11 protein-coding genes are annotated in these 13007 nt (G+C 71.5%); 2 read left to right on the top strand and 9 right to left on the bottom strand.

Going from position 1 to position 13007, the window contains the following annotated elements:
- From NBZ85_RS18110 to NBZ85_RS18095, 4 genes are all read right to left on the bottom strand, one after another.
- Nucleotides 1-774: helix-turn-helix transcriptional regulator (locus tag NBZ85_RS18110; RefSeq protein WP_261562275.1), on the bottom strand; the 774-nt coding region annotated here is incomplete at its 3' end.
- A 189-nt stretch (nt 775-963) separates the two neighbouring features.
- Nucleotides 964-1608 (bottom strand): FKBP-type peptidyl-prolyl cis-trans isomerase, encoded by a 645-nt coding sequence (locus tag NBZ85_RS18105; protein ID WP_261557967.1) that lies wholly within the window; start codon nt 1606-1608, stop codon nt 964-966.
- A 13-nt stretch (nt 1609-1621) separates the two neighbouring features.
- Entirely contained in the window at nt 1622-2980 is a 1359-nt protein-coding gene (pafA, locus tag NBZ85_RS18100) for a Pup--protein ligase (protein WP_041939239.1), read from the bottom strand.
- A gap of 57 nt (nt 2981-3037) precedes the next feature.
- Nucleotides 3038-5002 (bottom strand): hypothetical protein, encoded by a 1965-nt coding sequence (locus NBZ85_RS18095; protein WP_261557968.1) that lies wholly within the window; start codon nt 5000-5002, stop codon nt 3038-3040.
- Nucleotides 5003-5402: 400 nt separating this feature from the next.
- Between NBZ85_RS18095 and NBZ85_RS18090 the strand changes: the two genes are divergently transcribed.
- Complete coding sequence (locus NBZ85_RS18090; RefSeq protein ID WP_261557969.1) at nt 5403-6188, top strand: dienelactone hydrolase family protein; 786 nt, start codon at nt 5403-5405, stop codon at nt 6186-6188.
- A 120-nt stretch (nt 6189-6308) separates the two neighbouring features.
- Here the strand turns inward: NBZ85_RS18090 and prcA are convergent, their stop codons facing one another.
- From prcA to arc, 5 genes are all read right to left on the bottom strand, one after another.
- On the bottom strand, nt 6309-7034 hold the full coding sequence (gene prcA, locus NBZ85_RS18085) for a proteasome subunit alpha (protein WP_136446702.1): 726 nt from the start codon (nt 7032-7034) through the stop codon (nt 6309-6311).
- Nucleotide 7035: 1 nt separating this feature from the next.
- Nucleotides 7036-7860 carry a proteasome subunit beta gene (gene prcB / locus NBZ85_RS18080; protein ID WP_261557970.1) on the bottom strand — a complete coding sequence of 275 codons (825 nt, stop codon included), beginning with the start codon at nt 7858-7860 and terminating at the stop codon, nt 7036-7038.
- A gap of 584 nt (nt 7861-8444) precedes the next feature.
- Nucleotides 8445-8663 carry a ubiquitin-like protein Pup gene (locus NBZ85_RS18075; protein WP_163552065.1) on the bottom strand — a complete coding sequence of 73 codons (219 nt, stop codon included), beginning with the start codon at nt 8661-8663 and terminating at the stop codon, nt 8445-8447.
- A 135-nt stretch (nt 8664-8798) separates the two neighbouring features.
- Complete coding sequence (gene dop, locus NBZ85_RS18070; RefSeq protein WP_261557973.1) at nt 8799-10298, bottom strand: depupylase/deamidase Dop; 1500 nt, start codon at nt 10296-10298, stop codon at nt 8799-8801.
- Between the two features lie 424 nt (nt 10299-10722).
- The gene (arc, locus tag NBZ85_RS18065; RefSeq protein WP_261557971.1) at nt 10723-12528 is read right to left on the bottom strand and encodes a proteasome ATPase; all 1806 of its coding nucleotides are present in this window, start codon (nt 12526-12528) and stop codon (nt 10723-10725) included.
- 119 nt (nt 12529-12647) lie between these two features.
- Between arc and NBZ85_RS18060 the strand changes: the two genes are divergently transcribed.
- The gene (locus NBZ85_RS18060; protein ID WP_261557972.1) at nt 12648-12971 is read left to right on the top strand and encodes a ferredoxin; all 324 of its coding nucleotides are present in this window, start codon (nt 12648-12650) and stop codon (nt 12969-12971) included.
- The last annotated feature ends 36 nt before the right edge of the window (nt 12972-13007 follow it).

The following is a 13007-nucleotide window of genomic DNA, read 5'->3' as shown; positions in this document are numbered from 1 at the left end:
AAGAGACAGGGCGGGGACGGCGTGGCGGCGCAGCGCGTGGCCGGTGCCGCGGCGCACGGCGAGCGTCGCCGTGCGCACCTGGTCCAGCGGGGCCTGGGTGGAGACCATCGCGTGCAGGTCGACGTCGGGCGGAACGCGCACCGCCCCGCCAAGCCCGACTGGCCGCACAGGCCCGGCGAACCGGGACAGCCGGAACACCCTCGGGGCGCCGCGGACCACGTCGTGGCCCGCCAGGTACCAGCGGCCCCGCCAGGACAGCACGCCCCACGGCTCGACGTGCCGCTCGGTGACGCCGGTCTCGACCACCTTGCGGTAGGGAAAGCGAATCGCGCGGCCGGCCTGCACCGCGGCGAGGCACGGCTCGAACGCGGGATCCGTCGCGTCGACCCGCGGTTCGAAGCCGTCCAGAGCGCCGAGGCCGCCGTCACCGACCGCGGCGCCACCGGCGGCCAGCTTGCGCAGAGCGCTCGCCGCCGGCCCGGCCAGCGCCGTGGTCGACCACAGCGACCCGGCCAGCGCCAGGGCGGCGGCCTCGTCCGGTGCGAGGGCGATGTCGGGCAGGGCATAGTCGCCGCGGCGGATCCGGTAGCCGACTTCGTCGCTGAACGCCGAGTCCGTCCCGGTCTCCAGCGGGATGCCGATCTCGCGCAGGTACGCCTTGTCGCGTTCGAACATCCGCCGGAAGGCTTCCTGCTCCTCCTCCGTGACGCCGGGTTCGTAGCCCTCCACCAACTCGCCGAGCTGGGACACGGTGATGAAGCGCGATGTCGCCATGAGGCACATCGTCAGGTTCAGCAGGCGCTCCACCCGTCGCCGGGACACAATGCCACACGCTAGTCGAGCTGCGACGCCGGGCCGGCACCGCCCCCACCGGCGATCCGCCCCCGGTCCGCCAGACGGGTCCTGGGGGGGGACCGGCAGGGGCCAGAGATCCGGCTTCAGGGCCGAAAACCGCGACTACACCTAGGGCTGGACGGTCGACCCGCCGCCCCCGCTGCCTTGGACAGCGAGCAGGTCGACCACGAACACCAGGGTGTCGTCGGCGAGGATCGTCGGCGGCTGACCACCCGCCGGCCCGTAGCCGAGATCGGGCGGGATGACGATCTGCCGGCGGCCGCCCACGCGCATCCCGTCGATACCCCGCCCGAAGCCGGTGATCGTGCTGTCCAACGGGAAGGTCGCGGTCTGGCCGCTGCCCCACGTGGTGTCGAACTCCTTGCCGTTGCGCCACAGCACGCCGGAGTACTGGATGGCCACGGTGCTGGTGGCCGAGGCGCGCGCCCCATGGCCGGTGACGAGGTCGTGGGTGACCAGCGTGCTCGGCGGGGTGCCCGAGCCGGCGGCGGACAGCGGCTTGCGGGTCAGGTCGGTGGCGTTCTGCACCGCGGGCAGGCGGGACCCGGCGGTCACGCTGGGCGCCGGCGCCGCTCGGGTGCCGTCGGGGGCGTCCGAGGCGGAGCAGCCCGCGAGGGCCGGGATGACCAGCACGGCGGGCAGCAGCATGCCGGCGAGCAGGTGCCGGCGGCGGGAGCCGACCCGCGCGGGCCGGGCGGTGACCGCGCGGAGGGTGATCTGGGCGGCGCGGGCACGCCGCGAGGCGGACGTCACAGGGGGTGAATCCTCACATGCTGGCGATGAGCTTGTCGACCCGGTCGTCGACGGAGCGGAACGGGTCCTTGCACAGGACCGTACGCTGCGCCTGATCATTGAGCTTGAGGTGGACCCAGTCGACCGTGAAGTCGCGCCGCTTCTCCTGGGCCCGCTTGATGAACTCGCCGCGCAACCGGGCGCGGGTGGTCTGCGGCGGGCGGGACTTGGCCTCGAACACGTCGAGGTCGCGGGTCACCCGCTCGACGAGGCCGGCCCGTTCCATCCGGTAGTACAGCCCGCGGTCGCGGTGGATGTCGTGGTATTTCAGATCGAGCTCGGCGACCCGCGGGGAAGCCAGCGACAGCCCGTGCTTGTGCCGGAACCGCTCGATGAGCACGTACTTCGTCACCCAGTCGATCTCCCGGGCGACGAGCTCGAGGTCGTCGGTCTCGATCGCGAGCAGCGTGCGGCCCCACAGGTCGAGCACCCGCTTGGCGACCTCGTCGCCGCCACGGCGCTCGACGAACTCGACGGCCTTCGAGTAGTACTCCCGCTGGATGTCCAGCGCGCTGACCTCGCGACCGTTCGCCAGCTTGATCTTGCGCTGGCAGGTCATGTCGTGGCTGACCTCACGGATCGCCCGGATCGGGTTCTCCAGGGTCATGTCGCGCAGCATGACGCCGGCCTCGATCATGCGCAGCACCAGGTCGGTGGAGCCGAGCTTGAGCAGCATCGTCGTCTCGCTCATGTTCGAGTCGCCGACGATGACGTGCAGCCGGCGGAAACGCTCCGCGTCCGCGTGCGGCTCGTCCCGAGTGTTGATGATCGGGCGGGACCGGGTGGTCGCCGACGACACCGACTCCCAGATGTGCTCGGCGCGCTGGGAGATGCAGTAGACCGCCCCGCGCGGGGTCTGCAGCACCTTGCCGGCCCCACAGAGAATCTGCCGGCTGACCAGGAACGGCACCAGCACGTCGGCGAGCTTGGAGAACTCGCCGTGCCGGCCGACGAGATAGTTCTCGTGGCAGCCGTAGCTGTTGCCGGCGGAGTCCGTGTTGTTCTTGAACAGATGGATGTCGCCGGCGATGCCCTCCTCCCGCAGCCGTCGTTCGGCCTCTACGAGCAGGCCCTCCAAGATCCGTTCACCGGCCTTGTCATGGGTGACGAGGTCGGGGACGGAGTCGCATTCCGGGGTGGCGTACTCCGGATGACTCCCGACGTCGAGGTAGAGGCGGGCGCCGTTCTTGAGGAACACGTTGCTGCTGCGTCCCCATGACACGACACGACGGAACAGGTACCGCGCCACCTCGTCCGGGGACAGCCTCCGCTGCCCCCGGAACACGCAGGTGACGCCGTACTCGTTCTCCAGTCCGAAGATGCGGCGATCCACGTCTGTGACCCTATGCTCGGATGCCACCCTGGCGTAGCGAGACGCTCGGGCTCGAGGTCACCGGGATTGCGATCCGCCCACTCCCGCGTCCCCCGCGGGGCCTCCCCCGCGGCCTGGCGGCGGGTCGCCCGGCCGGGTCGGGGGCACCAGCCGGACCCCGCCCGACGGCTCGATCGGCACTGTGCGTTCGAGCGGCGAGCGCCACGTCGGCAGTGGCGCCGCGACCGGGGCCGGTGGGCCGCCGGGGGTGCTGCCCGCCCGCGCCGCCGGGGGCTGGTCGGCCGCCGCGCCCACGCGGGTCCCAGCAACCGTGCCGGCCCGCGCGGGCACAGCCGCGCCCCGCGCCGGGCTCCCCGCGCCCGCCTCGGCCGCGGCCGTACTGGATGGGGCTGCGCCCGCCCCTACGCCCGCCGTGGCCGTGGCCGGGCTTGCCGCCGTCGTGGCCACGCCGGCAGGCTGCCGTTGCAGACCCTGGCCCGTCCGGGAGGCCGCCCGTGAACCCGGGTACAACGCCGGGGCGGCGCCACGCTCGCCCACGAAGGCCAACCAGAGGCCGATCACCAGCCAGACAGCCAGCACGACCACCGGGCGGCCGCCGGCCGCGCCCTCGAAGTAGTTGGTGGAGCGAAGCAGGGTCGCCCCCGCCCCGGGCGGGGCGAACTGGCCGATGTCCCCCCACGGCCGGGGCAGCATCTCCGGCGCGGACTGCGCCGCCGACAGCGCGGCACCCGCGACCGTCACCAGGACGATGCCGACCAGGCCCGGCGTCCCCGCCACCGCGCCGACACCTACGACCGGCCCGGCGACCGCCAGGGCCAGCAGGGTCAGCACCGCCATCGTCGCCAGGAAGGAGCCCGGCAGGACGTCGAGCGCGCCCTGCAACGCCACCGTCCCGGCGAAGCCGCAGAGCACCGCGAGCGCCGCGATGCCGGCCAGCCGGACCGCCCGGGAGCGCACCAGCCGGGTCAGCAACACCCCGCCGGCGGCGATGACGAGCACGAGCGGCAGGTACCCGGCGGCCAGCCCCCCGCCGGCCTGGTCACGGGGCGCGTTCGCGACCACGTCGACGACCGGGATCTCCAGGCCGGGCATGAACACCCGGATGCCTCGGGTGATTGCCTCAGTCACCGCGGGACTGGCGGCGGAGGCGACCCGCAGCGTCAGTCCGTCGTCGCCGATGACGATCGCGGCGTAGGCGTCGCGGTCGCGCAGCGCCTGGTCCGCGGCGGCGACGGTCTGCACCGTGTGCACGGTGAGGGCGCCGGGCTCGACCCGGCTGATCTGGTCGGCGAGTGCGGTCGCCGCGGGCGCCGGACCGACGGTGAGGATCGGCAGGTCCCGTGGCCGCAGGCTGGTCACCGATGTCCCGTAGAGCCACACCAGAATCCCCAGCAGCACGGCTATCCCGACCGTGACCGCGCCGGCCCGACGCATCCCGCGCAGGCTCAGCGGATCCCGGACCGGGCCGTGCTCCGCCGCGGCATCCGGTCTACCCGCGCCCGCCACCGCGTCGCGACGGACACCGGCGACGAGGCCGTCTGGAGCATCATCCGAACGGGCGCCGGCCTCCCCCGAACCAGGCGTACCGCCCAGGCCAGCCTCACCGGCCGAACCGGTGGCACCGGCACCGGCACCAGCACCAGCACCGGTGCCAGCACCGGCCGCAGGCTCGCCCGGCGGGGTACCTCCGGCGGGAGCAGTGCCGTCCAGGGCCGGGAGGGCGCTGTCGTCGGCGACATGACGGGGGCCGTGCGCCGGTCGCCGATCCGGCGAGCCGGCGTCACCAGGGTCATGGTCCTGCGGCGGATAGCCGGGATGAGCATGCCGGCCGACGCCGGAATCGACGCCGGTCGAGCCCCCGTGGCCCTCGGAACGGTGGCCCTCGGAACGGTGGCCCTCGGAACGGTGGCCGTCGGGGTCGCCCTTCGGGTCGGGGCCGCCGTCCACCTGCGGGCCGGGCTGGTGGCGCTGCCCGGGCAGCGGGCCGTGGTCGCCCTCCCGGTGCCGGCCGCCGGTCACCACGGGACCGCTTCCCCGGCCACGCCGACCCGCGCCGCGCCCGCCGTACCCCGCGAGTCCGCCGTCGCGCGCGCACTCACCGTCCTGATCGGCAGCGGTCTGCTCACCGCATCCTCCCCTCCGTCCGGCGGAGGCCGCCGGGACGCTACAGGGAGTAGCGTGACGCCTTCACTGAGCCACGGCAGGTCCGGCGGCGTGTCGCGGCACGGCGTTTCGCGGCGGATCCCCCGTCACCCGGCGGTTCTCGGCACCGTCCGGAGGTCCCCGCAGGGGGCTCGGGGGTGCCCGGGTGGGCCGCCACACGAAGGCCGGCACAGTTCTCGTGCGCCCGGCTGCCGCACAGGTGGCAGGTCCGACGCCGGCCGGGCGGTCACGGACGCGGCGACGGGGAAGGATGGCCGCCATGACAACCGGAACGAACGACGCGACGTCCAGCCGAGCCGGACAGGCCGGCGCCCTGAAGAGCCACCTGCGGGCGGAGGTCGCCCGGCGGGACACGGTGCCGCTGACGATCGTGGCCCCCGCAGCGGATGATCCGCCCAGGGGTGGCGTGGTCGTCGTGCAGGACGCCCGAGGCATCACGCCATACCTGGTGTCCGTCTGCGACCGGCTGGCCGGGGCGGGCTGGCTGGTCGTGGCCCCGCATCTGTACCACCGCGACGGGCTGGACGAGGTCGACCCGGCCGGCGGCTGGCCGGGGGCGGTCCCGGCGATGGAGACCCTGACCGGGACGGGCATCGACGCCGATGTGGACGCCGCCCTGACCCATCTCACCGAGTCCGGCTTCGACGCGGAGCAGAGCGCGATCGTCGGGTTCTGCATGGGCGGCACGGTCGCCCTGCACACCGCGACCCGTCACCCGCTGGCCGCGGCGGTGTCGTTCTACGGCGGCGGGGTGAGCACCTCCTACTGGCCGGGGGTGCCGCCGCTGGTCGAGGCGGCCCCGGCGCTGCGCGGCCCTTGGCTCGGCCTGTACGGCGAGGAGGACCAGTTGATCACCACGGACGAGATCGGTGCGCTGCGGGCGGCGGCGGCCCGCAGCAGCACGCCGACGGAGCTGGTCAGCTACCCGGGCGCGGGCCATGCCTTCCACAGCGACGACCGGGAGGCGGTGTACCGCCCGGTCGCCGCGGCGGACGCGTGGTCCCGTGCGCTCGCCTTCCTCGACGAGCACGTCCGCCCACGCTGAGCCGCCGCTCGGCCGGTCCGGCGGTTGCGCAGGGGCACCGCCCGGACCGGCCGACACGGCCGGTCAACAGGACTCCGGCCACGGCCAGCGGGACGTGGTCGGTCAGGAGGACGTGGTCGGTCAGGAGGACGTGGCGGTCTGGGCGAGCAGCTCGGCGAGGGCGTTTCCGGTGATCCGCTTGAACTGCCGCCGGGCGCGGGACCGGTCGAGCATCCCGACTTCCAGGTTGGCCTCGGTGAGCACCCGCTCGCCGTTCTGCGGCAGGCCCGGCGGCACGCTGACGGTCAGCGCCTGCACCGCGACCCGCAGGGCGTCGGCGAGGGGCTGGCCGTCCCGGTGATGCTCCTTCAGTGAGGTCGTGACCTGGTCGGAGGCGCCCCCGATCGCGACGAAGCCCCGTTCGTCTGCGATCGACCCGTCGAACGTCAACCTGTAGATCTGGTCGTCGTCGCTGCTGCGGCCCACCTCGGCCACCACGATCTCGACCTCGTAGGGCTTGACGCTCTCGGTGAAGATCGCGCCAAGGGTCTGCGCGTAGGCGTTGGCGAGGGCGCGGCTGGTGACGTCCCGCCGGTCGTACATGTATCCGCGAGAGTCCATCAGGCGGATGCCGGCCGTGCGCAGGTTCTCGAACTCGTTGTACTTGCCCACGGCGGCGAACGCGATGCGGTCGTAGATCTCGCTGATCTTGTGGAGGGTCGCCGAGGGGTTCTCGGCGACGAACAGGATCCCGTCCGCGTAGGTGATGACGACCACGCTTCGTCCGCGCGCGATGCCCTTGCGCGCGTACTCGGACTTGTCGCGGACCTGCTGTTCGGGGCTCGCGTATCCGAACGGCATGGTCACGTCAGCCTCCCGCGCTCGTGGAACGGTCCGCGATGATGGCCGTCACCACGGGTTCTACCTCATCGTCGCCGTAGCGGCGGTACCCGTCGGACGTGACCGCCGCGACGATCGGGTACAGCCGGCGGATCGTGTCCGGACCACCCGTCGCCGAGTCGTCGTCGGCGGCGTCGTAGAGCGCCTCGACGGCGATCCGCACCGCGTCGGCCTGGGTCTGCTGGGCCCGGTAGCGCTTCTTCAGCGAGCCCTTCGCGAACACCGAGCCGGAGCCGATGGACTCGTACGTCCGTTCCTCCGACTTCGCCGCCGCGATGTCGTAGGAGAAGATCCGGCCCGCGTCCATGTCCGGGTCGTAGCCGGCGAACAGGGGGACGACCGCGAGGCCCTGCAGGGCCATCGGCAGGTTGCCCTTGACCATGGCCGCCAGCCGGTTGGCCTTGGCGTCCAGGCTCAGGGTCGCGCCCTCGATCTTCTCGTAGTGCTCCAGCTCCACCTGGAACAGCCTGATCAGCTCGGCGCCGACCCCGGCCGTGCCGGCGTAGCCCACGCAGGAGAAGTCGTCGGCGTGGTGCACCTTCTCGACGTCCCGCTGGGCGATCATGTGCCCCTGCGTCGCCCGCCGGTCACCGGCCATGATCACACCACCGGGGAAGGTCACCGCCACGATCGTCGTGCCGTGCGCCACCTCGGTGACCGGCCCCGGCAGGCCGCTCTGGGCCCCCGGCAACAGGTGCGGCGCCGACTGCGACAGGAAATCGGTGAACGACGACGTTCCCGGTGTCATGAACACAGCCGGTAGGCGCCCGGCGCCACCCATTGGATCAGCCACGCATCCCCCTTCCGATAGACGGTCACACGGCCCGCGGCGTCCCGATCGTCTCCGGGAACCGCGGGCGACGTGCGCGTGAGCACAACATAGGGCCATCGCCTCCCGGTGGGGTCGGCCAGGGCGACCGGCCGGGTGATCGACGGCGATCCTCCCGCGGGCGACCCGGCCCGCACCGGTCCCGCGAGGCACCTCTCGAGGCCGCCCGCCGACGCCCGGTCGATCCGGCGGACGGGCGCCCGGCGGCCTGTGGTGGGGCGGTTCAGCACCGTCCGGGCGCGCCCGGGAGGCCGCCTACGTGACCAGCGACAATCCGCACCTCGTTGACCGCGCCAGCTCGGCCCGAGGGCGAGCGGGAAACCGGTTCGGCGAGGACCCGGCGGACCGCCCGCGACCCGACCTCGCCCGCCGGTGGAACCGGCGGGCGAGGTGCGGCGCACGGGTGGGCGGCCCGACCGGTGGCGGTCGACAACACGGGGCGGCCGCCACGATCGGGAGGCACCTTCGGTGCCCCGGGCGGCCCGGGGCACCGAGATCAACCGTCCGCGCGGCGCGGGCTCAGCCCCGCCAACGCAGGCGCCCTGCGGTCACTCGCCGCCCTTCTGGACGTAGCCCTTCACGAACTCCTCGGCGTTCTCCTCCAGGACGTCATCGATCTCGTCGAGGAGCGAGTCGACGTCCTCGGACAGCTTCTCGTGGCGCTCCTTGAGGTCGGAGGCCTCGCTCTCCTCGGTCGTGACCTCATCGGCCTCGTCCGCGCGCCGGTTGGTGTGCTGCTGCCCGCCGCCGCTGTCCCTGGTGGCCATGAAGCCCTCCTTCGATCGCCTGGCGCGACACTATCCCGCCCCACCGACGCCATCAGTCCGATCGGTGAGAGGTCCACTCCATCACGAACTGACCGTCTCGTCGCGACGTCCGCCCAGGGCGCAACGCGCGCGGCTTCAGCGACCGGCCAGCGCGTCGACGAGGTCCGCGGCGGTGGCGCAGCGGTCCAGCAGCTCGCCGACGTGGGCCCTGGTCCCCCGCAGCGGCTCCAGGGTCGGCACCCGCTGCAGGGAGTCCCGGCCGATGTCGAAGATGACCGAGTCCCACGACGCCGCGGCGACCTGCTGCGGGTAGCGGGCGAGGCAGCGACCGCGGAAGAACGCCCGGGTGTCCTCCGGCGGCTCCGTCATCGCCCGGGTCACCTCGTCCTCGCTGACGACCAGGTCAAACCGGCCGCGCTCGACGAGGCGGTTGTACAGGCCCTTCTCCGGCCGCACGTCGTGGTACTGCAGGTCGACGAGCTCCAGTCGGGGCGAGTCCCAGTTCAGGCTGTCACGAGAGCGGTAGCCCTCCAGGATCGACAGCTTGGCCACCCAGTCGAGTTCCCGGGCGCAGCTCATCGGGTCGACCTCGAGGCGGCCGAGAACCGACTCCCAGCGGGAGAGGATGTCGGCGGTCTGCGGGTCGACGTCCGAGCCGAACCTGTTCTCCACGTACTTGCGGGCCTGCTCGAAGTACTCCATCTGCAGCTGCACGCCGGTCATCTTCCGGCCGTCGCGCAGGGTCACCAGATGCTTGAGCGAGGGGTCGTGTGAGACCGCCCGCAGCGCGGCCACCGGGCCGTCCACGGACAGGTCGACGCTGAACCAGCCATCCTCGATCATGGCGAGGACCAGCGACGTCGTTCCCACCTTCAGGTAGGTGGCGACTTCGCTCATGTTCGCGTCGCCGATGATGACGTGCAGCCGGCGGTATTTCTCCGGGTCGGCGTGCGGCTCGTCCCGGGTGTTGATGATCGGCCGCTTCAGCGTCGTCTCCAGGCCCACCTCGACCTCGAAGAAGTCCGCCCGCTGACTGATCTGGAAGCCGGCCTCGCGGCTGTCGACACCGAGGCCGACCCGGCCGGCGCCGCAGATGACCTGACGGGAGACGAAGAACGGGGTGAGGTGGCGGACGATCTCCCCGAACGGGGTCGACCGGGCCATGAGGTAGTTCTCATGGCAGCCGTAGGAGACGCCCTTGTTGTCGGTGTTGTTCTTGTAAAGGTTGACGGGCTTGGCGCCCGGCACCGTCAGGGCGCGCCGCGCCGCCTCCGCCATCACCCGTTCGCCGGCCTTGTCCCACAGCACGACGTCACGCGGGTTGGTGACCTCGGGCGAGGAGAACTCCGGATGCGCATGGTCGACGTAGAGCCGCGCCCCGTTGGTCAGGATGACGTTGGCGAGGCCCAGGTCGTCCTCGTTGGCCGGCGCGCTGGGATCGACCGCGGGCTCCCGGGGAAGCTCGAAGCCCCGCGCGTCCCGCAATGGCGACTCCTCCTCGAAGTCCCACCGGGCGCGGCTGCCCGAGGACGACGTTCTGTTGGCATAGGAGTTCACCACCAACGACGAGGCCAACATCTGATTGGTGTTCGGCTGACCGGGCACCGACACCCCGTACTCGGTCTCGATTCCCATGATCCGGCGCGCGCTCACTCTGCAAGCGTAGGTGCTGGGCGGGCGGTCGGTTGGCCGGACGTCCGCCTTGTTTGTTCTGGGCGATGCGTGCGACCCCGTTGCGCCCCGCGCGGATCCGCGCGGCAAGCACCGAGCCCGACCCGTCAGCGGGCGGGGATCCCCCGATCGGGGACACCCGAGTCCGGCGCCGGATCGCGCCGCAACCGGCAGACGGGGGCACCCCACGTAGGTGGCTGCGCACCTCGGTGCCAGCTCCTCGTCAGCGGCCGGCGCCTTCCTGGGAGGTGAACCCTGGCTGGTCGGCGCACACCACAGCACCCGGGACCGCTTGGGTCCCGGGTGCTGTGGTGTGGTGCATGCCGCCCACAGCGGTCGCGTCGCAACACGACCGCTGTGGGAACCGCGCGGCGGGGTCCGCCGACCGTTACAGGTACTGGCCGGTGTTCGCGATGGTGTCGATGGAGCGGCCGGCCTCGGTGCCCTTCGTTCCGGTGACGAGCGTGCGGATGTAGACGATCCGCTCGCCCTTCTTGCCGGAGATCCGGGCCCAGTCGTCCGGGTTGGTCGTGTTCGGCAGGTCCTCGTTCTCCTTGAACTCGTCCAAGCAGGCGGCGAGCAGGTACTGCATACGCAGGCCCTTGAGACCGCCCTCGATGTGCGCCTTGACCGACATCTTCTTGGCGCGGGCGACGATGTTCTCGATCATCGCGCCCGAGTTGAAGTCCTTGAAGTACAGGACCTCCTTGTCACCGTTGGCGTAGGTCACCTCGAGGAAGCGGTTCTCCTCGCTCTCCGCGTACATCCGCTCGACGACGCGCTGGATCATCGCGGCAACCGTGGCCTCCCGGTTGCCCTCGAACTCGGCGAGGTCATCCGGGTAGAGCGGCAGGCTGGTCACGACGTACTTGGCAAAGATGTCGCGGGCCGCCTCGGCGTCGGGGCGCTCCACCTTGATCTTCACGTCGAGCCGTCCCGGCCGCAGGATCGCCGGATCGATCATGTCCTCGCGGTTGGACGCGCCGATCACGATCACGTTCTCGAGCTGCTCGACACCGTCGATCTCGCTGAGCAGCTGCGGAACGATCGTGTTCTCCACATCCGAGGACACGCCCGAGCCTCGGGTCCGGAAGATCGAGTCCATCTCGTCGAAGAACACGATCACCGGCATCCCCTCGGACGCCTTCTCGCGCGCCCGCTGGAACACCAACCGGATCTGCCGCTCGGTCTCGCCGACGAACTTGTTGAGCAGCTCGGGGCCCTTGATGTTGAGGAAGAAGGCCCGGCCGTTACCCTGGCCGGTGATCGCCTCAACCTTCTTGGCCAACGAGTTGGCGACCGCCTTCGCGATCAGCGTCTTGCCGCAGCCGGGTGGGCCGTAGAGCAGCACACCCTTCGGCGGCTTGAGCTGATGCTCCCGGTAGAGCTCCTTGTGCAGGAACGGCAGCTCCACCGCGTCGCGGATCGACTCGATCTGGCTCTTCAGCCCGCCGATCTGCTCGTACCCGATGTCCGGGACCTCTTCGAGCACGAGCTCCTCGACCTCGGACTTCGGGACCCGCTCGAAGGCGTAACCGGAGCGGGGCTCGATCAACAACGAGTCCCCCACGCGGATCGGACCGTCGAGCAGCGGCTGGGCCAGCATGACCACCCGCTCCTCGTCCGTATGACCGATCACCAGTGCTCGGTCACCGCTTTCGAGGACCTCCTTGAGCAGGACGATCTCACCCTGCCGCTCGAACGATCGCGCCTCGACAACGTTGAGGGCCTCGTTGAGCATGACTTCCTGGCCGGGCAAGAGCGATCCGACGTCGACACTCGGCGACACGGTCACTCGGAGCTTTCTGCCCTGAGTGAACACGTCGACGGTGCCGTCGTCATACCGGAAGACGAAGATCCCGTAGCCGCTTGGCGGCTGCGCGAGTCTGTCGACCTCCTCCTTCAGGGTGACGATCTGGTCGCGCGCCTCTCGGAGAGTGGCGACGAGTCTGTCGTTCTGTCCCGTGGCGGACGACAGCTCGGCCTGGATCTCCGCGAGGCGCTCCTCCAGCACCCTGACCTGCCTGGGCGATTCGGACAACCTGCGCCGCAGCATGGCCACTTCCTCTTCCAGGAAGGCGACCTGCGTCGTGAGCTCGTGTGCTTCCTTCTCGTACGCCGACCGCTGTGATTCGGCATCACCTGGACGACCCGTGCTCCCACCGGAGCCAGAGCCCGAACGGGGACCGGACACTGCGCCTCCACCTCCCCCGTGCTGACCGGGACGCACCCACACTACCGTTGTGACCGCCGCTGGCAGGCCGGTCACGCAAGGACGACCGAGCTTTGCCGTAAACAGCGGGTTACGGTGCCATGGTGACAGAAGATCGGAGCCCTGTGGCAACTCCAGCGAAGCCGGGCGTTTCGGCGGGCCTGCGCGTGCGGGTCGACCAGAACGCGTGCACCGGCGACGGTCTGTGCGTCCAGCTCGCCCCGAGCGTCTTCGAGTTCGACGTCGACGGGCTGGCCTACGTCAAGGACGATGCCGGCGAGCTCCAGACGACCGGCGGAGCGTACGTGCCGGTGCCCCTCCCCATGGTCGACGCGGTCGTCGACGCGGCCGACGAGTGCCCCGGGACGTGCATCTACGTCGAACGCCCGGACGGCACCCTGGAGGCCGGCGGCCCCCTGAGCTGACCTCTCCATCACGCCCATCACGCCGAGCCCCTCCAC

Source organism: Frankia tisae, from assembly GCF_025403405.1.
GTDB lineage: Bacteria > Actinomycetota > Actinomycetes > Frankiales > Frankiaceae > Frankia > Frankia tisai.
The sequence above is the reverse complement of the archived record's forward strand: the minus strand, read 5'-3'. Positions and strand labels throughout refer to the sequence as shown.

What these genes read in the sequence shown, in the direction of transcription:
- NBZ85_RS18060 (WP_261557972.1), top strand. Translation starts at nt 12,648, where the DNA reads ATGGTGACAGAAGATCGGAGCCCTGTGGCAACTCCAGCGAAGCCGGGC.
- dop (WP_261557973.1), bottom strand. Translation starts at nt 10,298, where the DNA reads ATGGGAATCGAGACCGAGTACGGGGTGTCGGTGCCCGGTCAGCCGAAC.
- NBZ85_RS18090 (WP_261557969.1), top strand. Translation starts at nt 5,403, where the DNA reads ATGACAACCGGAACGAACGACGCGACGTCCAGCCGAGCCGGACAGGCC.
- NBZ85_RS18075 (WP_163552065.1), bottom strand. Translation starts at nt 8,663, where the DNA reads ATGGCCACCAGGGACAGCGGCGGCGGGCAGCAGCACACCAACCGGCGC.